A 19,959-nucleotide genomic window follows, 5' to 3' on the forward strand; every position below is an offset into this window, starting at 1 on the left:
TACCGGATGGTCGGAATCTAGCTCAAGGAGTCCGATGAGCCAGGAGCGGACCGGGTTCCGGCTGTGGGCAGCCGCGGAACCGGAGCTGTGCGCGATCGTGACCGCCGACGACCGGCGGATCTCCTACGGTGACCTGTTCGCCGAGGTGAACCGGATCGCGCACGGGCTGCGTACGCACGCGGGCCTGCGGCCCGGCGACACCGTCGCGGCGGTGATGACCAACAGCCCCGGCCTGGTCGCGCTCTATCTCGCGGCCATGCAGTCCGGGCTCTACCTGGTCACCCTCAACTACCACCTGACCGCCCCCGAGGTCGGCTACATCCTCGCCGACAGCGAGGCCCGGGTGGTGGTCGGCTCCGCCCGGGTCGAGGACGTCGTGGTGGACGCCGCCGCGGCGGTGCCCGGCATCCAGGTCTTCGTCGACGGCACGCCCCGCACCGACCGGGCCCGACCGCTCTCGGCGCTCACCGCCGACATGCCCGCCACCAGCCCGGCGGACACCCCGGCCGGCTCGCTGATGATGTACACCTCCGGCACCACCGGCCGGCCCAAGGGGGTCAAGCGCCCGCTCAGCGGCGTCGACGCCGACACCGGCGCGCTGACCTACGTCTGGCTGTTCCGGGAGTTCGGGATGGAGCGGGAGGCGTTCGGGTCCTGGCTGGTGTCGGCCCCGATGTACCACTCGGCCAACATCACCCCGGCGATGGGCGCGCTGCACGCCGGCGGCACGATGGTGCTGATGGACGGCTGGACGCCGGAGGGCTTCCTGCACCGGGTCCAGGCCCGCCGGGTCACCGGCACCAGCATGGTGCCGACCCACTTCTACCGGCTGCTGCAACTGCCCGATCCGGTCCGCGACCGCTACGACCTGTCCTCGCTGCGCTATGTCCTGCACGGCGCGGCGCCCTGCCCGCGCGAGGTCAAGCAGCGCATCCTCGACTGGTTCGGCCCGGTGGTCTACGAGTACTACGGCTCGACCGAGGTCGGCACCACCGTGGCCCGCCCGCACGAGTGGCTGGCCCACCCGGGCACGGTCGGCCGGCCGGCCTCGATCTCCACCCTGCGCATCCTCGACGAGCTGGGCAACGAGGTGCCCGTCGGGCAGACCGGCATCGTCTACATGCGCCAGGGCGACGACCGGGTCGAGTACCACAACGACCCCGGCAAGACCGACGGCGCGCGCCGCGACGGCCTGATGACCGTCTGGGACGTCGGCCACGTCGACGCCGACGGGTTCCTCTACATCACCGGCCGCGCGGCCGAGCTGATCCTGGTCGGCGGGGTCAACGTCTACCCGGCCGAGATCGAGGCGGCGCTGATCGGCCACGACTGGGTCGCCGACGTCGGGGTCGTCGGGGTGCCCGACCCGGAGTTCGGCGAGGTGCCCCAGGCGCACGTCGTGCTCACCGACACCGCGCCCGACCCGGACACGGCCGTCGCGCAGCTGCGCCGGTACCTCACCGAGCGGCTGGCCAAGCCGAAGCGCCCGCAGTCCTACGTCGTGCGCGACGCGCTGCCCCGCGACCCGAACGGCAAGCTCTACAAGGCCCGGCTCGTGCCCGCCGAGGAGGCCAGCGCATGACCGGCGACACCGACGACCCACAGGGGGGTGGGCATGGACTTCGCTGACAGCGACAGCGACCTGGCGTTCCGGCACGAGGTCGGCAGGTGGCTCGACGGGGCGCTGGCCGACGTGCCCGACCAGGAGGAGCTGACCCAGGACGAGCGGGAGCACTGGTCCCGGGTGTGGCAGGACCGGCTCTGCGCCGGCAACTGGGCCGGGCTGTCCTGGCCGGCGGCGCACGGCGGCCGGGGGATGGACGCGTTGGCGCAGGCCGTCTTCAACGAGGAGGCCGCGGTACGCGGCGCGCCGTACCCGCTCAACGGGGTGGGCATGATGCTGGCCGGGCCGACGATCATCGCGCACGGCACCGACGCGCAGCAGGCCCGGCACCTGCCCGGCATCCTGCGCGGCGACGAGTACTGGTGCCAGGGGTTCAGCGAGCCCGGCTCCGGGTCCGACCTGGCGAGCCTGACCACGGCGGCGACCCGCGTCGACGGGGGCTGGCGGATCAACGGGGCCAAGATCTGGACGTCCAACGCGCACAACGCCTCGCGTTGCCTGCTGCTGGCCCGTACCGACCCGGCCGCGCCGAAGCACGGGGGGATCACCTACTTCCTCGCCCCGATGGACGGGTTCACCGTCCGGTCGCTGGTGATGATCAACGGGGACACCGAGTTCAACGAGATGTTCCTCGACGACGTGTTCGTCGCCGACGACGACGTGCTCGGCGGGGTCGGCAACGGCTGGCCGGTCGCGCTCACCACGCTCGCCTTCGAGCGCGGCAGCATGGCGCTGAACCTGTGGGTCTGGGCCCGGCAGGCGGTCGACCGGCTGATCGACGTCGCCCTCGAGCGGGGCGTCGCCGACGACAGCGCCTTCGTCGACGCGGTGGGCGCGTTGCAGTGCGACGCCGAGGCGGTCCGGATCGGGTCGATGCGGATGCTCGGCGAGAGCCGGGCCGGCGGGGTGCCGGGCCCGGAGACCTCGGCGCTCAAGAGCCTGTGGGCCCGGGTGGTGCAGAACGCCAACCGGCTCGCCGTGCAGCTCGACGAGGCCGGCGGGGTGCTGGTCGACGGCGACGGCGCCGCCGCCCGGATGCGCCGCTACCTGCGGGCCCGCGCCCACACCATCGAGGGCGGCACGGAGGAAGTCCAGAAGTCGATTCTCGCGGAGCGGGTGTTGCGCCTGCCCCGCTCCCGCTGAGCGAGGTGGTCCGGTGCGCGCGACATTCACCCAGGAACAGCAGGACATCGGCCGGACCGTGGGCGCGCTCGCGGACGCCGACCGGGGCACGGCCCGCGCGGCGTGGTCGGGCGGCTGGCGGGCCCCGGCGGGGGACGGGCCGCTGCTGCGTGACTTCGGGTTGCTCGGGGTGCCCGAGCCGGCCGGCGGCATCGGGTCGGGCCTGATCGACCTGCTGGTCGCCGTCGAGGCGCTCGGTGGGCGGTTGGTGCCCAGCCGGTTCCCGGCGCACGCGGCGGCCGTGCAGCTGCTCTGCGGCGACGGGCAACGGGGGCCGCTGCCCGAGGAGGTGCTCGACGGTCGCCGGGTGCTCACCACGGCGGTCGACGTGCCGGGCAACTCCGGCTGGGCCGACGCGGCGTCGGTGGACCCGCTGGTACGCACCCTGGTGCCGTACGCGGCGCAGGCCGACGGCGTCGTCGCGCTCGGCCCGGCCGGGGTCTGGTTCGCCGACCCGGTCCGGATCACCGCGCGGCAGTCGCTGGACCCGTCGGTGCCGCTGGCGGACCTGACGCTGGCGGCGCCCGAGCGGCCCCAGCCGGCCGGTGCCGGGCCGCTGCGGGCGGCGCTGGTGGTGGCGGCCGAGCTGTGCGGGGTGGCGCAGGGGGCGATCGACCTGGCCGCCGAGCAGGCCCGTACCCGCCGCCAGTTCGGCCGGGTGATCGGGTCGTTCCAGGGGGTCGCGTTCCCGCTCGCCGAGGCGGCCACGGCGCGCAAGGCGGCGTGGGACCTGACCCTGTACGCGGCGTGGGCGGTCGACACCGGACGCCCGGACGCCGGGGTCCAGGTGCACGCGGCGAAGGCGGCGGCCGGGCAGGCGGCGGTGTTCGCCGCCGAGCGGTGCATCCAGGTGCACGGCGGGATGGGCATCACGATGGAGGCGGACCCGCACCTGTTCCTGCGCCGCGCGTTCGTGCTCGACGCCCGCTGCGGGCGGGGGTCGTGGCACCGGCGGCGGGCCGGGGAGCTGCGCATCCGGGCACGTCGGGCAGCGCGGGGCTGACCTGCGGAAGTCTTGCCGGGCACCAGCCCGGAGCAGTAACATACCGGCTGGTCGGAATAAATGAGGAGAAGGCCGTGAAGTTCGGAATCATGAACCTGTTCCCGGTGGCCGACGGCGCATCGGACCATCAGGTGCTCCGAGAAACCCTCGAGGAGATCCAGCTGGCCGACGAGCTGGGCTTCGACTCGGTCTGGCTCGCCGAGCACCACTTCTCGAAGTACGGCATCCTCGGCAGCCCGGTGAACTTCGGCATGGCCGTCGCCGAGCGGACCCGCCGGATCACCATCGGCACCGCCGTCCTGGTCCTCCCGCTGCACCACCCGCTGCGCCTGGCCGAGGACATCGCCGCCCTCGACGTGCTCAGCGGCGGCCGGGTCTCCATCGGCGTCGGCCGCGGCTACCAGCCCGCCGAGTTCGCCGGCTTCGGCGTGCCGCTGGAGGAGTCCAAGCAGCGCTACCAGGAAACCCTGGAGATCCTGCGGCTCGCGCTGTCGCAGGAGAACTTCTCCTACCACGGCGAGATCTTCCACTACGACAACGTCACCACCTACCCGAGGCCGTTCACCCCCGGCGGGCCGCCCATCCTGCAGGGCACGGTCTCCCCGGAGAGCTTCCGGGAACGCGGCGCGGTCGGCGAGTCGATCATCACCTCACCGAACTTCACGCCGTTGGGCATCATGCAGAAGAACTTCGACCTCTACCGGCAGAGCATGCGGGAGAACGGCTTCGACCTGTCCACCTACGACCTGCCGTTCATGCAGCAGGTCTGGTGCGGCGACGGCGACGAGGGCCTGCGCGCGGCGGCCCAGGCGGCGATGAACTACTACAAGTCCGTCGGCAAGGTCATCCCCGGCTCGGAGGACGCCATCGCCAAGGAACGCGCCTACTACGCGGCGGTCGCCAAGAACATCGAGCTGCTGACCCTGGAGCAGACGCTGACCCACGGTGGGAACTTCGGCTCGGCCCAGCGCGTCATCGAGACCATCGAGATGCTGCGCGAACAGCTCGGCATCAACCACTACATCGGCTGGCTGCGGATTCCGTCGCTGGACCGTACCGCCGCGCTGCGTTCCATGGAGGAGTTCGCCGACAAGGTCATCCCGCACTTCCGGGCCCAGGACCGCGCCGCCGAGCGGGTGCCCGCCGCCGAGGCGGTCCTCGGGTGAAGATCAGCTGCTTCCTGAGTGCCCAGTTCGATCCGTCGGCATCCGCCGCCGAGGGCATCGACGGCGTACTGGCCCAGGCGGCTGCCGCCGAGGCGGCCGGCTTCCACGCCGTCTACCTCGGCCACCACTACCTGGCCCGGTCGGCGTTCGTCCAACCCGTCCCGCTGGCCGGCTACCTCGCCCACGCCACCTCCCGGGTCCGGATCGGGTTCGGCGTGCTGCTCGCCCCGCTGCTGAACCCGGTCGCCCTCGCCGAGGACCTGGCCTCGCTCGACGTGCTCTGCGGCGGCCGGCTGACCGTCGGCATCGGCGCCGGCTACCGCAGGCGCGAGACCACCGCGTTCGGCGTCGCCTGGGAGGACCGGCTGCGCCGGCTGCGGGAGTACGTGCCGATCCTGCGCGCCCTGTGGAACGGCGAGACGATCGACGCCGCCGGCAGCTGGGGCGAGGTCCCCGGCGCGTCGCTGGCGCTGCGCCCGGCCCAGCCCGGCGGCCCGCCGCTGTGGATCGGCGCGTTCGCCGAACCGGCCGTCCGGCGCGCCGCCCGGCTGGACGCCCCGTGGCTGATCGGCCCCAAGGGCAACGACGCCGAACTGGCCCGACTGCTCGGGATCTACCGGGCCGACCTGGAAGAGCGCGGCTTCCCCCTGGACCGGGAGTACCCGATGAGCCGCGAGGCGTACCTCGGTGACAGCTACCCGGCGGCGGTCGCGGCCGTCCGTCCGCACCTGCAACGCCAGTACGCCGGCTACAAGTCCTGGGACGACGCGCAGTCCCTCGACCTCGACCGGTACCTGGCCGAGGACTGCCTGGTCGGCTCGGCCGACGAGATCGTGGCCAAGCTGCGCCGCTGGGAGACCGAACTGGGCATCACCGAGGTCTCGCTGCGCCACCAGTTCGTCGGCGCGAGCCAGGACGAGGCGATGGAACAGCTCGCCCGCTTCGGCGCGGAGGTCATTCCCAGGGTCGCCACGACCGTGCCCGGGGTGACCCGGTGAGCGCCGGCAACCTGGTCGGCGTCCTGGAGGGCCGGTGCGCCGACCGGGGCGACCTGCCCGGCCTGTACGGCGAGGACGGCCGGTCCTGGACCTTCGACCAGATCGACCTGCTCGCCGGGGGTGTCGCCGCCGCGCTGCGCGCCGAGGGCGTCGGCCCCGGCGACCGGGTCGCCTGCTACCTGACCAACGGCCCCGAGATCGTCTTCCTGCTCTTCGGGGCCTGGAAGATCGGCGCGGTGCCGGTCACCGTCAGCAGCCTCTACAACGCCGCCGAGCTGGCCGAGTCGGTGGCGAAGACCGCGCCCCGGCTGCTGCTGGTCGACGACCGCCGGCCCGACGTGGTCGCCGCGTTCCTCGCCGCCGACGGCGACGCCGGGCGGATCCCGGTCCGCTCGGTCGCGGCGGCGCTGACCGACGTGCCCGAACTGCCGTGGCGGCAGGAGACCCGGGTCGCCGGCGTCGACGTCGGGCCGCAGGCCGAGGCGTGCATCCTGTTCACCGGCGGCACCACCGGACGACCCAAGGCGGTCAGCGTCACCCACGGCGGGACGCGGGAGTCGCTGATGCGGCTCGCCCGGGTCACCACCGGCACCGAGGCCGAGGGCAGCGCCACCCGCGACGCCCGCCCCAACCTGATCGCGCTGCCGCTGTTCCACAGCGGCGGCCAGCACGCGCTGCTGTTCGCGTACTTCGTGGGGCGGCCGGCGGTGGTCTGGGAACGCTTCGGCGTCGACCGGCTCGCCGACCTGATGCCCCGGTTCGGGTTCGACAACCTGTTCCTGCTGCCCACCATGGTCTTCGACATCGTGCACGCCGAACGGGACCTGCCGTTCGCCGGGGTCAGGTCGGTGCTGGTGGCCGGGCAGGCGATCTCCTGGCCGGTGCGGCGCGCCTTCGAGGAGCGCTACCGGGTGCCCATCCTGGTCAACTACGGCTCGACCGAGGCCGGGCACATCGCCGGCTGGACCGGCCGGGACATGAAGGCCGGCCGGTGGAAGCCCGGCTCGGCCGGCCGGGTCTACCCCGGCGTCGAGCTGGAGATCCGCGACGACGCCGGGGCCGCGCTGCCGACCGGCGCGGAGGGCGAGGTGGTGGTCCGCTCCGCGCTGACCCGGGGGTACGTCGACGACGCCGCCGCCTCGGCCGAGCTGGTCCGCGACGGCTGGGTGCACACCGGCGACATCGGCTACGTCGACCCCGACGGGGTGCTCTTCCTGGTCGGCCGCAAGCGGGACATGATCAAGTGCGGTGGTTTCCAGGTGTGGCCCGAGGAGATCGAGGACGAACTGCGCGGGCACCCGCTGGTGCGCGACGTCCGGGTGCTCGGCCGGCCGGACGACCGGCTGGGCGAGATCCCGGTGGCGCTGGTGGTCCGCGCGGTCGACGACACGGTCGACGACACCGACCTGGCCGCGCGGCTCGTCGCGTACGCCCGGGAGCGGCTGGCGCACTTCAAGACCCCCCGGCGGATCGAGTTCGTGCCCGTCCTGGAACGCAGCGCCACCGGCAAGATCAGCCGCGCAGCGGCCCCCGCGACCGGGCCGGACGGGACCAGCCGGGCGGCGACGCCCGGCTCGGATGCCGGCGGGACCGACCGGCCGCACGCAAGGGGGAACCGATGAGGTTCGGCATCATGGCGTCGCACCAGTACCCGCCCGGCGACGACCTCCGCAGGCACCTCGACGACCTGTTCGGCACCGTCGAACTCGCCGCCGAACTGGGCTACGACTCGGTGTGGACGATCAACCACTTCCAGTCCAACCTGGCCACCCCGCAGCCGATCTCGATGCTGGCGAGCCTCATCCCGCGCTCCGGGGACATGCTGCTCGGCACCGGCATCCTGCTGCTGCCGATGTTCCACCCGGTGCATGTCGCCGAGGAGTTCGCCACCCTCGACCATCTCTCCGGCGGGCGGGTGATCCTCGGCGTCGGGGCGGGCTACCGGGAGAACGAGTTCGCTGCCTTCGGCGTCGACCCGGAGACCCGGTTCCGCCGCTTCGACGAGAGCCTGCGGCTGATCCGGGCGCTGTGGAGCGGTGCGCCGGTCACCCACGACGGCGAGTTCTACCCGCAGGTCGACGCCACCATCGGCATCCCGCCGCTGACCCCGGGCGGCCCACCGATCTGGATCGGCGCCGGCGGCAAGAAGGCGGTCCGCCGGGCCGCCCGGCTCGGCGACGCCTGGTACGCGCCGGGCAACTCCCCGAGCCGCCGCTTCCTGCCCGAGCACCTGGCCGTCTACAACGAGGCGCTGGCCGAGTACGGGCGGGACCCGGCGACGGTGCAGCGGCCCGTCGGCGTGGAGCTGTACTGCGCGCCGAGCACCGAGCAGGCCGTCGCGGAGGCGTTGCCGCACGCCCGGGTCGAGTACTCGACGTACGCCGAGTACCCGGCGCTGCGCTGGCAGCGGGACCGGTTCGACGAGCTGGTCCGCAACACGCTGCTGCTGGGTTCGCCCGAGTTCCTCGTCGAGCGGATCTCCGCCCTGCGGGACCTGGGGTTCGACCATCTCATCTTCCGGCCCGGGTGGCTGGGCATGCCCACCGAGAAGCTGCGCGCCTCGCTGCGGCTGTTCGCCACCGACGTGATCCCCGCCTTCCGTACCACCACCTGACCTAAGGAATTCGCCGTGAAGAAGACCGAAGCCGAACTGCTGGAAAACCAGTGGGACGTCGAGAACATGGAGGTCGACCCCGAGGTCCTCGCGAAGTACGTCCGCTACGACGTCGACGAGGAACGGGCCGTCGCCACCATCACCTTCGACCGTCCCGAGCGGCTCAACGCCATCCCGGTGGCCGCCTTCGAACGGGTCGGCGACCTGGTCCGCGAGGCGGAGACCGACGACCGGGTCAAGGTCATCGTGTTCACGGGGGAGGGGGAGCACTTCGGCACGGGTGCCGACGCCGCCGAACTCGGCCACTACATCGGCTACCGGACCGGCACCGACAAGGCGTCCCGGCGTCGCCCGGCGCAGCGGCAGCGCATCCTGCCGGACCGCAACGTGCTCAGCTCCGGCTTCACCCGGCCGATCATCGAGTCGCTCAAGGCGACCATCTGCCAGGTGCAGGGCTACTGCTACGGCGGGCACTTCCAGATCGCGCTCTCCGCCGACATCGTCATCGCCTCCCCGGACGCCCGCTTCACCCACCCGGCGTTCCGCTACCTCGGCCCCGCGCCGCAGGACATGTACCACTGGATCGAGAAGGTCGGCCTGACCACGATGAAGGACGTCATGCTCACCATGCGGGCGATCGGGGCCGAGGAGGGCGAACGCAAGGGCCTGGTCACCAAGGTCGTCCCCCGCGACGAACTCCAGAAGTGGGTCGACGACTACGCCGACGCGATCGCGGTGATGCCGCTGGACTCGCTGATGATGGGCAAGTCGATGATGCAGGTGGTCATGGAGGCCCGGGGCAAGGGCCTGGGGGCGATGACCGGCTGGGTCGGGCACGGCTGGGCCACCAACGTCAGCTTCGCCGAGGGCGACTGGAACTTCCTCAAGGAACGCCGGGAGAAGGGCATCGCGCAGGCGCTGGCCGACCGGGACCGGCTCGTCGCCCCCTACTTCCGGCTCAGTGACAGCCGGTCGCGGGAAGAGTAGGCGACCGGCGTGAAGTTCGGCATCCTGCTCGACCACCAGTACGCCCCCGGCGACGACCTGGGTCGCCGGGTCGGTGAGACCGTCGAGTACGTCCAGCACATCCGGGACCTGGGCTACGACTCGGTCTTCGGCATCCACCACTACCTGTCGTCGCTGAGCACCCCGCAGCCGCTGCCGCTGCTCAGCCGGCTCGTCGACCACTCCGGGACGATGCAGCTCGGCACCGGCATCCTCATCCTGCCGCTGGGCCACCCCGTGCACTGGGCCGAGGAGATCGCCACCATCGACCAGATGTCCGGCGGCCGGTTCGTCCTCGGCATCGGCTCGGGCTACCGCGACGTCGAGTTCGCCGCGTTCGGCATCGAACGGCGGACCCGGGTGTCCCGGATGAACGAGGCGCTGGCGGTGATGCAGCAGCTGTGGACCGGGGAGCCGGTGCACCACCAGGGCAAGCACTTCGCCCTGGACGGGGTGCGGTGCAGCGTGCTGCCGGTGCAGCGTCCGCATCCGCCGGTCTGGGTGGGCGCCAACGGCCCGACCGGGATCGCCCGGATCGCCCGGCAGGGGCTGCCCTGGCTGGCTCCGTCCAACGTGCGCCGCAACTGGGCCGTGGGCAACCTGGCCGACTACCGCGAACAGCGGCGGGCCGCCGGGTTCGACGAGCGGGACGCGGTCTTCCCGATCCACCGGGACCTGTGCGTGGCCGACTCCGCCGACGCCGCGTTCGCCGTCGCCGGTGAACAGGTGAAACGCTCCTACGGCGAGTACGTCCAGTACGGCATGGACTTCTTCGAGTCCCAATGGGACGCGATCAAGGAAAAGGCGCTCTTTTTCGGCTCGCCCGACGACATTGCCGCAAAGATCCGGGACTTCGCCGACGCCGGATACAACCATTTCGTCTTCCGGGCCCAATGGCTCGGCCTGCCGATCGAACGGTCCATCGAGATCGTCGAGCGGTTCGCCCGCGAGGTGATGCCGAGGTTCCGGCCATGAAGATCGGTCACGTGATCGTCCCCGCCGACGACCTGGACGCCCAACTCGCCTTCTACACCGCGCTCGGGCTGACCATGAAGTTCCGCGACGGCGACCGGTACGCCGCCGTCACCGACGGCACGGTGACCATCGGCCTGGCCGACGCCGGCCAGCAACCCGTCACCGGCCGCACCGTGCTCAGCATCCAGGTCGACGACCTCGACGCCTGCCTCGCCCAGTTGGCCGCCGCAGGTGTCACCGTCTCCACCCCGACCACCGGCCCGCACGAACGCCGGGCCCTGGTCACCGACCCCACCGGCAACCCCCTGACCCTCTACCAACCCCACCCCTGACCCACCCCCCACCCCCCACCCCCCGCCCTCCCTCCGCCCCGCCTGCCCCACCCCGCCCGCTCCGGTGATCAAGAGAAAAGCGTCAGGGGTGATCTCCACGATGACGCAAATCTCTTGATCAACTGACGCGAATCTCTTGATCACCGCAACGCGGGGCAGGGCAGGGGGCGGGAGGGGACCGCATGGGGCGGGCGGTAGTGGACGAGAAGGAGATCTACGTGAGTGTGAGTGACGAACTGCGGGGCCGTACCGTCGGTGTGCTCGGCGGGACGGGGCCGCAGGGGCGGGGGCTGGCCCGGCGGTTCGGGGCGGCCGGGCTGGACGTCGTACTCGGGTCGCGGGACGCCGAGCGGGCCGCCCGGACGGCCGCCGCGCTGCCCGGCCGGGTCCGGGGCGGGTCGAACGCCGACGCCGCCGCGCAGGCCGACATCGTGGTGGTCGCGGTGCCCTGGGACGGGCACGCCGAGCTGCTCACCACGCTCGCCCCGGCCCTGGCCGGGAAGATCGTCGTGGACTGCGTGAATCCGCTGGGCTTCGACAAGCAGGGTGCCTACGCCCTGCCCGTCGCGGAGGGCTCCGCCGCCCAACAGGCCGCCGCGATCCTCACCGGGTCGCGGGTCGTCGCCGCGTTCCACCACGTCTCGGCCGTACACCTGGAGGACCCGGACCTCGACCGGGTGGACACCGACGTGCTGGTGCTCGGCGACGACCGCGAGGCCACCGACCTGGTCCGGGAACTCGCCGCCGCCATCCCCGGGGTGCGGGGCGTCTACGGCGGGCGGCTGCGCAACGCCCACCAGGTCGAGGCGTTCACCGCCAACCTCATCTCGGTCAACCGGCGCTACCGGGCCCACGCGGGCCTGCGCGTCACCGACGTCTGACCCCGCCCCCGGCACGAAGGAGCACAGGATGGAACTCGCAGGTACCACCGCCATCGTCACCGGCGCCGCGTCCGGCCTCGGCGCGGCCACCGCCGCCGCGCTGGCCGGCGCGGGTGCCACCGTCCACGGCTTCGATCTCGGGCCGGCCATCGCCGCCGCCGGTGACGCGCCGGCCGGGGTGCGCCATGTCGACGTCGACGTGTGCGACCCGGCGGCGGTCCGCGCGGCGGTCGACCGGGCCGCCGCCGGGGACCATCCCCTGCGGACGGTGGTGAACTGCGCCGGCATCGCCCCGTCGCAGCGGATCCTCGGCCGGCGCGGCGTCCACGATCTCGACCTGTACGCCCGCGTCGTCCGGGTCAACCTGATCGGTACCTTCACCGTGCTGACGCTCGCCGCGGAACGGATCGCGGAAACCGCCCCGGACGGGCACGGCCAGCGGGGCGTGATCGTCAACACCGCGTCGGTCGCCGCCTACGAGGGCCAGGTTGGCCAGGCGGCGTACGCGTCTTCCAAGGGCGGCGTCGTCGGGCTTACCCTGCCGGCCGCCCGTGACCTCGCCCCGCACGGCATCCGGGTGATGACTATCGCGCCCGGCATCATGCTGACGCCGATGATGCAGACCGTGTCGTCGGAGTACCGGGCCGGCCTCGCCGCCGGGGTGCCGTTCCCGGGCCGCCTCGGCGATCCGGGGGAGTACGCCGCCCTCGTGCTCTCCCTGATCGGCAACGACTACCTCAACGGCGAGGTCATCCGCCTTGACGGCGCCCTCCGGATGGCACCCCGCTGATCCCGCCGCGCGGCCGGGCGGGCCGGAGCACATCGGTACGCCGGGCGGGTCGGGAACGTTGACCGGCCGGTCTGCCGGGCGGATCGGGGGCTGGTGGGGCCGAATACCGGTGTAATCCGACGAGCGGGCGACCGCAACGTGACGTCCGCGCGAAAGATGTGATTCCCCGGCGCCGGGAAAGGCGTCGTCACCCGGCCGCGTCGGCCGGTGCGATGCCCGGGTGACCGTTTCTCTCCGCATCGCTGTCACGGGCCGTATCGAATTGTCCCCGACGCGTCGGCATTTCTGGTCCGACGGTTCTTTCCGTGATTCCGGTGCCCGAAACCGTCCCGCCGACCGACCGGAAAGTTATTCGGCGACTCGTTTCCCCTGTCTCAGTGGGTACCGAAACTGTCGGCTACCCGCGACGGTGAGGTCGGCGTGTCCGGGTGGCGCGGGTTGGTCGGCGGCGGGTGGTCGGGTGGTGCCGTCCCGGGTGTACGACCTTCGTCGTCCGTCGCAGAGAAAAGCGCCCGGGGCAACGATTCGTCGAGGCAACCAAATGGCGAGCCAGAGATTGCCGGAGGCAATCATCAGGGTTGTTCACCATTGCGGTGTTGACCGGATATTAATCGATCAACTTCGATTCTCGTAGATGTATCTCCTGTTCAGGGCAGCCATGACCGAAATGTTGCGGTAAGTGTTAACGGGGGATCGTTGCCCCTCTTGGGGGTTTGGCCCGCCCTGGGAGCACCTCGCCACCGATTAGCCCAGGCGGGCGCTTCGCCGGATGGTCCTGCTTCCGGGGTGGCTGCGGGGTCGTTCACCCCGACTCGATTCTGTGATTGGTCGGGGTGATTTGGTAAACCGAAAGTGATCATCCCAGCTCAGTGCAATTCTCAGCTTTCATTCAGGCTGCTTTATGCATGTGACCCACGTCACACTCTGCCGATTCGAGCATGGTCCACAAGCAGGGACTCCTTCTTGTTAGCGTTCTCATTCACCACCCGCCGGCGAACCTGCGTATTGACCATGAGGAACGTGGAAACGTACTCTCGTGGCAATCCCACATCCGCATTGGACGGTTGCTTTCCAGGGCTGACGACTGATCGGAGCAGGCCCATGTTCGATGTAATCGTTGTCGGTGCACGCTGCGCGGGTTCGCCCGTGGCAATGCTATTGGCCCGGCAAGGCCACCGGGTTCTGATGGTCGACCGCTCCTCCTTTCCGAGCGACGCGGTGTCGACCCACTACATCCACCAGGCCGGGCTGTCCCGCCTCCAGGCGTGGGGACTGCTCGACGAGGTGATCGACGCGAAGACGCCGGCCATCCGGACGATGAACTACGCCAACCACGGCATCCCGCTGATCGGGTTCGCCGACCCCATCGACGGGATCGACGCCGTCTACTGCCCGCGTCGGATCGTGCTCGACGAGATCCTGGTCAACGCCGCCCGCCGGGCCGGCGTCGAGGTCCTGGAGCAGTTCACCGTCTCCGACCTGGTCTTCTCCGACGGTCGGGTGGTCGGCATCCGGGGCCGCGAGGGCGACGGGCCGGAGCAGGAGTTCCGGTCCACGGTGGTGGTCGGCGCCGACGGCTTCCACTCGACGGTGGCCCGGAAGGTCGGCGCGGAGCTGTACAACGTGCGGCCCGCCGCCGGGTTCACCTACTACTCCTACTACAGCGGCCTGGACTGGGGCCTGCACCACAAGACCGGCTTCCACGAGCAGTGGTTCGGCACCTGGCCGACCAACGGCGACGTCAACATGGTCGCCGTCATCTGCACCCGCCGGCAGCTCAAGGAGTTCCGCCAGGACCCCGAGGCGCGTTTCCTGGCCGTCTTCGACGACGTCGAGCCGGAGATGGGCGCGCAGCTACGCGAGCAGGGCCGGCGCGAGGAGCCGCTGCGGCCGATGCGCTACCCGGACAACTACTACCGTCGCTCGCACGGCCCCGGCTGGGCGCTGGTCGGCGACGCCGGCTACCACAAGGACCCCATCACCGGGTGGGGCATGACCGACGCCTTCCTGCACGGCGAGCTGCTCGCCGACCGCATCCACGAGGCGCTCTCCGGCGAGCGGACCATGGACGACGCCCTCGCCGACTACGTCAAGGTGCGCGACGAGGAGAGCGCGCCGGTCTACGACTACACCACGGCGATGGCCGAGCTGACCCTCGACCCGTACCTGGAGGCGGTGCTCGGCGCGATCAGCACCAGCCGGGAGTGGACCACCAAGATGCTCGGCATGATCGCCGGCGGGGTCGAGGGGCACGAGCTGTTCGCCCCCGACAACCTGGACCGGATCTACGACGACGCCGGCGTACCCCAGCACAAGCGGATCTACGAACCGTCCTGATCGGCGTGAGGCCGCGCGGGACAGGCGCGGCACGACGGTGGAGGACGTCCCCGTCCTCCGCCGTTCGTTCGTGGCACTTGACCCCCCACGGAGGAGGCAGGCAGATGACGCGCGCGTCCAGCATGTTCGATCTCATCGGCCAACAGGACGACCAACGGCCGTACTACGACACCGGCGGCCGTGGCCGGTCCCACGCGTTCTACACCGGCGAGGAGCAGCACCAGCGGGAGCTGGAACGGATCTACCGCCGCCGCTGGCTGCCGGTGGACCACGTCTCCCGGTTCACCGAGAAGGGCTCCTACGCGACCCTGACCATCGGCACCGGCTCGATCCTGATCATCAACGGCGACAACGGCATCCAGGCGTACCACAACTACTGCCGCCACCGGGGGTACCGGCTGGTGGAGGAGGCCACCGGCAAGCGGCAGAGCATCGTCTGCATCTACCACTGCTGGGTCTACGACCGCAACGGCAAGCTCAAGAGCTTCAACGGCACGTACTTCGACCACTTCTTCGACAAGGAGAAGAACGGCCTGCTGCCGGTGCGTACCGAGATCCGGTTCGGGGTCGTCTTCATCACCTTCTCCGACGACGCGCCCGACCTCGACGCCTCCCTCGGCGAGTTCGGCGAGTTCGCCCGGGTCTACGAACTGGCCGACCTGAAGTGCGTGCAGGCCAAGGACTACCCGGTCGCCTCCAACTGGAAGCTGGTGGCGCACAACGTCAACGAGAGCCTGCACTTCCCGACGGCGCACAAGGACCTGCACCGGATCACCGACTTCGACGACGCGGGCACCTACGAGCTCAAGGGCGACATCGTCGGCGCGTGGCAGGTCATCCGGGACAAGTACAACTCGGTGTCGATGACCGGACGCAGCGACCGGGCACCCATGCCGCTGGTCCCGGACGCCGACCTCAAGAAGATCAACTGGATCACCATCCTGCCGAACCTGCTCTTCGGCTTCACCGCCGACTACGTGATGATGCAGTGGGTCTGGCCGGAGAGCCCGAGCACCTGCTACGTGCGGCACTTCTGGCTGTTCCACCCCTCCGAGACGGCCCGCAGCGACTTCTCGCACGAGGCCGTCTTCGCGCTCTGGGACAAGGCCAACTACGAGGACTGGGAGATGTGCGAGCGGACCCACCGCGGCCTGTCCAACCCGCTCTGGTCGCCCGGCCAGCTCTCCCTGGACGAGGAGGTCGTCTCCCAGATCGACGCCTGGGTGGCGCGCGAGACGGCCGACCCCGTCGACACCGAGGGATGACGGCCGTGGTCAACTGCTTCCTCATCGGCGGCACCCGGGTCCTGGCCCGCTGCGCCGACCAGCTCGTCGCGGCCGGGGTACGGATCGAGGGCGTCTTCACCGACGAACCCGTCGCCGTCGCCTGGGCGGACGCGCACGACGTCCCGGTGCTCGACCCGCACGCCGACCTCGCCGCCGCGCTCACCGCCACCGAGGTCGACTACCTGTTCAGCATCGTCAACTTCCGGATCCTGCCCGGCCCGGTGCTGGCGCTGCCACGGGTGGCCGCGATCAACTTCCACGACGGTCCACTGCCCCGCTACTCCGGCAGCAACGTCGCCGCCTGGGCGCTCTACGAGGGCGCGGGCCGGCACGCCGCGACCTGGCACCGGATGACCGAGGCGGTGGACGCCGGCCCCGTGCTGCTGGAACGGTGGTTCCCGGTCCGGACCCACTCCACCGCGCTGTCCCTGACCTACGAGACCGCCGAGGTGGGCATCGCGCTCTTCGCCGACCTCGTCGGGCACCTGCTGCGGCGCGCACTGCCCGAACCGGTCGACACCGGCGACCGCGAGCGTCGCTTCTACCACCAGCGGGACCGGATCGCCGGCGGCGGCCTCATCCACGCCGGGACCTCCGCCGTCGAGGCCGAACGCATCGCCAAGGCCCTCGACTACGGCACGTTCCCCAACCCGCTCGGGGTGCCGGCCCTGGTCACCGCCCAAGGGGCGGTGTTCGTCCGGCAGATCCGCCGTATCCCCCGCGAGGACCCGCCCCCGGTGACCGTCGTGACGGCCGTCACCGAATCCGCGCTGACCCTGTCCACCCCCGACGGCGACCTGCTGCTGAGCGACTTCACGGCGACGGACGGCAGCGCCCTCAGCGGCCGGGCCGTGGCCCAACGGCTGGGCATCACCCCCGGCCGGCCGCTGCCGGCGGCACCCCCCGGGCGGCTGGCCGCGATCGCCGAGGCGCAGGGACCGCTGCGCCGGCACGAGTCCTGGTGGAAGGCCCGCCTGACCGACCTGCGGCCGGCGCCGCTGCCCGCCGAGGACTTCTCCGCCGCGTCCGCGCACTACGGCCGGTACGAGTTGGCGTACCTGCCCCGGTCGTGGGCCGAGACGGTCACCGTCATCCGCGCCTTCCTCGCCGTGCTCGCCGAACGGATGGAGGCGCCGAGCTTCGACTTCGCCTGGTCGGCCTCGTCCGCGCCGGCCCTCGCCGAGGCGACCCACGGGCTCGCCGTCGCCCGCGTCCCGGTCCGCTTCGACGCCGCCGCCGCCGACGAACTGACCGCCCGGCTCGACGAGGCGACCGCCCGGCACGGGTACGCCACCGACCTGGAGGTACGCCTCGGCCTGGCGTACCGCCCGGTCGGCTCCGACGGGCCGACCTTCACCCGGATCGCCGTCCTCCAGCGGCATCCCGACGACGAGGCGGCCACCGAGCCGGACACCGAGATCGCCCTGCTCTGCCTGCACGACGGCCCGCCCACGGTGTTCGTCCGGGAAACCGCCATGTCCGACGACGAGGCGCTGGAGTTCGCCGAGCGGGTCGAGGACCTCGCCCTCGGGGCGATGCTGCTCGGCACCGCCGCGCCGATGCCCGCGCCGACCGTCGCATCGACACCTGCCGCTGCCGACGAGGCTGTGACCGGGTCGGCAGCACCCGACTCCGCCGACGGGGCGGCACCGGCCGGTCCGACGCCCCCCGGCGGGTCCGACGCCGCCGGGCCGACCGACGTCGCGTCCCACCCGGACCGTGCGGCCGAGGAAGCAGCCTCCGTACCCACCGTGCTGGACCTGGTCGCGGCGACCGTGGCGGCCCGGCCGGACGCCGTCGCGGTCCGCAGCGGGGCCCGGACGATCGACTACGCCACCCTGGACGCCTGGGCCGACGCCATCGCCGCCCACCTGCACGACCAGGGGCTCGGCGCCGGGTCCGTCGTCGGCCTGCTCACCGAGCGCGGCCCCGACCTCGTCCCGGCCATGCTCGGCATCCTCCGGGTCGGTGCGGCGTTCCTGCCGCTCGACCCGAACTACCCGGTGGAGCGGCTGCGCCGCTACGTGCAGGTCGCCGAGTGCGACCTGATCCTCGCCGACGCACCCAGCCTCGCGTGCGGCGAGTCGGTCGGGCCGGTGCTGCCGATCCCCGGCCCGGACGGGTCCGCGCTGGCCGTGCCGCCCACCGTCACCGGCGCGGACCTCGCCTACGTGCTGTTCACCAGCGGGTCGACCGGTGAACCGAAGGGGGTGGAGATCGGGCACGCCGCGCTGGCGAACTTCCTGACCGGTATCGGGGAACGGCTCGGCACCACCGAGACCGACCGTGTGCTCGCGCACACCACCGTCGCCTTCGACATCTCCCTGCTGGAACTGCTGCTGCCGCTGACCGTCGGCGCGACCGTCACCCTGGCGTCGCGGGCGGTGGCCCGCGACCCGCACCGGCTGGCCGACCTGATCGGGGAGGTCACCGTCGCCCAGGCCACCCCGAGCATGTGGCGGCTGCTGCTGGAGACCGGCTGGACGCCGACGCCCCAGCTCACCGTCCTGTCCGGCGGCGAGGCCCTGGTGCCGGCGACCGCCCAGCAACTGCACGGCACCGCCCACGCCCTGTGGAACCTCTACGGCCCCACCGAGGCGACGATCTGGGCGTCGGCCCACCGGGTCGAGTCGGTCGGCGCGTTCCTGCCCCTGGGCGAACCGCTGCCCAACCTCGCCCTGCACGTGCTCGACGCCGATCTGAACCCCACCGACACCGGCGAGCTGTACCTGTCCGGCGTCGGCCTGGCCCGGGGCTACGTCAACCGTCCGGACCGGACCGCCGAGGTGTTCCTCACCCACCCGGTCAGCGGCCAGCGGCTCTACCGCACCGGGGACACCGTCCGGCGGCACGCCGACGGCGCGATCGAGTGGTTGGGCCGGGCCGACTCGCAGGTCAAGGTCCGGGGCAACCGGATCGAACCGGCCGAGATCGAACGCGTCCTGGCGGAGTTCCCCGGCGTCACCGCCGCCGCCGTCATCGCCGTCGCCTTCGAGGGCCGGGGCGAACCGCGGCTGACCGCGTACCTCGTCGGCGACCGCACCCTGGTCAAGGCGGAGCTGGACGCCTTCGTCGGCCGGCGGCTGCCCGAGTACATGGTGCCGGACGCCTACGTACGGCTCGACGCGATGCCGTTGACCGACAACGGCAAGATCGCCCGTGGCCGGCTGCCGCTGCCGGACCGGCACACCATCATCCGCACCGGCGTCCCCTCCGTCGCGCCCGCCGCGACCCCGACGGTCACCGGGCCCGCCCCGGAACCGACCGGCACACCGGAGTCGACCGTCGCGCCGTCGCCCACCGTCGTTTCGGAGTCGACCGTCGCGCCGGAGCCCGCCGTGGTGCCCGAGCCGACCACCGTGCCGGAGCCCGCCGTGGTGCCGGCATCGACCGTCGCGCCGGAGCAGCGCATCGCGCGGGTCTTCGCCGCCGTGCTCGGCCACGACGAGTTCCTGGTCACCGACAACTTCTTCGACCTCGGCGGTGACTCGGCCAACGTCACCCGCGCGGCGCTGGCGCTCACCGAGGAGTTCGGCGTCGCGGTGAGCCCACCGGCCATCTTCGCCACCGGCACCCCCGAGCGGCTCGCCGAACTGCTCCGACCCGCGCCCGCCGTGCCCGAACGCACCCGGCCCGGCACCACCGGGACGACCCCCGAGCAGGCCGTCGTCGCCGCCGCCGAGGCGGTCGTCGCGGCCACCACCGACGCGACCGCCGACGCTGCCGGCGACGCCGCGACGGAGCCGGCGCACCCCGCACCGGCCGG

15 protein-coding genes are annotated in these 19,959 nt (G+C 72.0%); all 15 read left to right on the top strand.

Annotation, left to right across the window (positions count from 1 at the left end):
- Window positions 1-34: 34 nt before the first annotated feature.
- A complete protein-coding gene (locus H1A17_RS18995; RefSeq protein ID WP_145920460.1) occupies window positions 35-1,582 on the top strand; it encodes an AMP-binding protein in 1,548 nt (515 codons plus the stop codon).
- Window positions 1,583-1,615: 33 nt separating this feature from the next.
- The gene (locus tag H1A17_RS19000) at window positions 1,616-2,767 is read left to right on the top strand and encodes an acyl-CoA dehydrogenase family protein (RefSeq protein WP_145920459.1); all 1,152 of its coding nucleotides are present in this window, start codon (window positions 1,616-1,618) and stop codon (window positions 2,765-2,767) included.
- A gap of 13 nt (window positions 2,768-2,780) precedes the next feature.
- The gene (locus H1A17_RS19005) at window positions 2,781-3,809 is read left to right on the top strand and encodes an acyl-CoA dehydrogenase (protein ID WP_145920458.1); all 1,029 of its coding nucleotides are present in this window, start codon (window positions 2,781-2,783) and stop codon (window positions 3,807-3,809) included.
- A gap of 74 nt (window positions 3,810-3,883) precedes the next feature.
- Window positions 3,884-4,975 carry an LLM class flavin-dependent oxidoreductase gene (locus tag H1A17_RS19010; protein WP_145920457.1) on the top strand — a complete coding sequence of 364 codons (1,092 nt, stop codon included), beginning with the start codon at window positions 3,884-3,886 and terminating at the stop codon, window positions 4,973-4,975.
- Window positions 4,972-5,973 (top strand): LLM class flavin-dependent oxidoreductase, encoded by a 1,002-nt coding sequence (locus tag H1A17_RS19015; protein WP_194822520.1) that lies wholly within the window; start codon window positions 4,972-4,974, stop codon window positions 5,971-5,973. Before H1A17_RS19010 ends, H1A17_RS19015 begins: the two co-directional genes overlap by 4 nt.
- The gene (locus tag H1A17_RS19020) at window positions 5,970-7,595 is read left to right on the top strand and encodes a class I adenylate-forming enzyme family protein (RefSeq protein WP_194822521.1); all 1,626 of its coding nucleotides are present in this window, start codon (window positions 5,970-5,972) and stop codon (window positions 7,593-7,595) included. The genes H1A17_RS19015 and H1A17_RS19020 overlap by 4 nt, the downstream gene beginning before the upstream one ends.
- Window positions 7,592-8,587 (top strand): LLM class flavin-dependent oxidoreductase, encoded by a 996-nt coding sequence (locus tag H1A17_RS19025; protein WP_145920454.1) that lies wholly within the window; start codon window positions 7,592-7,594, stop codon window positions 8,585-8,587. The genes H1A17_RS19020 and H1A17_RS19025 overlap by 4 nt, the downstream gene beginning before the upstream one ends.
- 15 nt (window positions 8,588-8,602) lie before the next feature.
- Window positions 8,603-9,574 (top strand): enoyl-CoA hydratase/isomerase family protein, encoded by a 972-nt coding sequence (locus H1A17_RS19030; protein ID WP_145920453.1) that lies wholly within the window; start codon window positions 8,603-8,605, stop codon window positions 9,572-9,574.
- 9 nt (window positions 9,575-9,583) lie between these two features.
- A complete protein-coding gene (locus tag H1A17_RS19035) occupies window positions 9,584-10,567 on the top strand; it encodes an LLM class flavin-dependent oxidoreductase (RefSeq protein WP_194822522.1) in 984 nt (327 codons plus the stop codon).
- Entirely contained in the window at window positions 10,564-10,899 is a 336-nt protein-coding gene (locus tag H1A17_RS19040) for a VOC family protein (protein WP_194822523.1), read from the top strand. The genes H1A17_RS19035 and H1A17_RS19040 overlap by 4 nt, the downstream gene beginning before the upstream one ends.
- Window positions 10,900-11,117: 218 nt before the next feature.
- Complete coding sequence (gene npdG / locus H1A17_RS19045) at window positions 11,118-11,780, top strand: NADPH-dependent F420 reductase (protein ID WP_240762196.1); 663 nt, start codon at window positions 11,118-11,120, stop codon at window positions 11,778-11,780.
- A 28-nt stretch (window positions 11,781-11,808) separates the two neighbouring features.
- Window positions 11,809-12,570, top strand: coding sequence for an SDR family NAD(P)-dependent oxidoreductase (locus H1A17_RS19050; protein WP_145920449.1), 762 nt, complete (start codon window positions 11,809-11,811; stop codon window positions 12,568-12,570).
- 1,101 nt (window positions 12,571-13,671) lie between these two features.
- Window positions 13,672-14,907 carry an NAD(P)/FAD-dependent oxidoreductase gene (locus H1A17_RS19055; RefSeq protein WP_194822524.1) on the top strand — a complete coding sequence of 412 codons (1,236 nt, stop codon included), beginning with the start codon at window positions 13,672-13,674 and terminating at the stop codon, window positions 14,905-14,907.
- Between the two features lie 104 nt (window positions 14,908-15,011).
- Window positions 15,012-16,172, top strand: a complete 1,161-nt coding sequence (locus H1A17_RS19060; RefSeq protein ID WP_205789073.1) for an SRPBCC family protein — start codon at window positions 15,012-15,014, stop codon at window positions 16,170-16,172.
- Window positions 16,169-19,959 (top strand): amino acid adenylation domain-containing protein (locus H1A17_RS19065; protein WP_194822525.1); only part of this gene is annotated, 3,791 nt, incomplete at its 3' end. The genes H1A17_RS19060 and H1A17_RS19065, both read left to right, overlap by 4 nt.

The sequence above is a fragment of the Micromonospora sp. S-DT3-3-22 genome (assembly GCF_015354745.1).
In the GTDB taxonomy this organism is placed as follows: Bacteria; Actinomycetota; Actinomycetes; order Mycobacteriales; family Micromonosporaceae; genus Micromonospora; species Micromonospora wenchangensis.

Excerpts from the sequence above, each read along its gene's own strand:
- H1A17_RS19025 (WP_145920454.1), top strand. The coding sequence starts at position 7,592 with ATGAGGTTCGGCATCATGGCGTCGCACCAGTACCCGCCCGGCGACGAC.
- H1A17_RS19000 (WP_145920459.1), top strand. The coding sequence starts at position 1,616 with ATGGACTTCGCTGACAGCGACAGCGACCTGGCGTTCCGGCACGAGGTC.
- H1A17_RS18995 (WP_145920460.1), top strand. The coding sequence starts at position 35 with ATGAGCCAGGAGCGGACCGGGTTCCGGCTGTGGGCAGCCGCGGAACCG.
- H1A17_RS19050 (WP_145920449.1), top strand. The coding sequence starts at position 11,809 with ATGGAACTCGCAGGTACCACCGCCATCGTCACCGGCGCCGCGTCCGGC.
- H1A17_RS19055 (WP_194822524.1), top strand. The coding sequence starts at position 13,672 with ATGTTCGATGTAATCGTTGTCGGTGCACGCTGCGCGGGTTCGCCCGTG.
- H1A17_RS19060 (WP_205789073.1), top strand. The coding sequence starts at position 15,012 with ATGACGCGCGCGTCCAGCATGTTCGATCTCATCGGCCAACAGGACGAC.
- H1A17_RS19040 (WP_194822523.1), top strand. The coding sequence starts at position 10,564 with ATGAAGATCGGTCACGTGATCGTCCCCGCCGACGACCTGGACGCCCAA.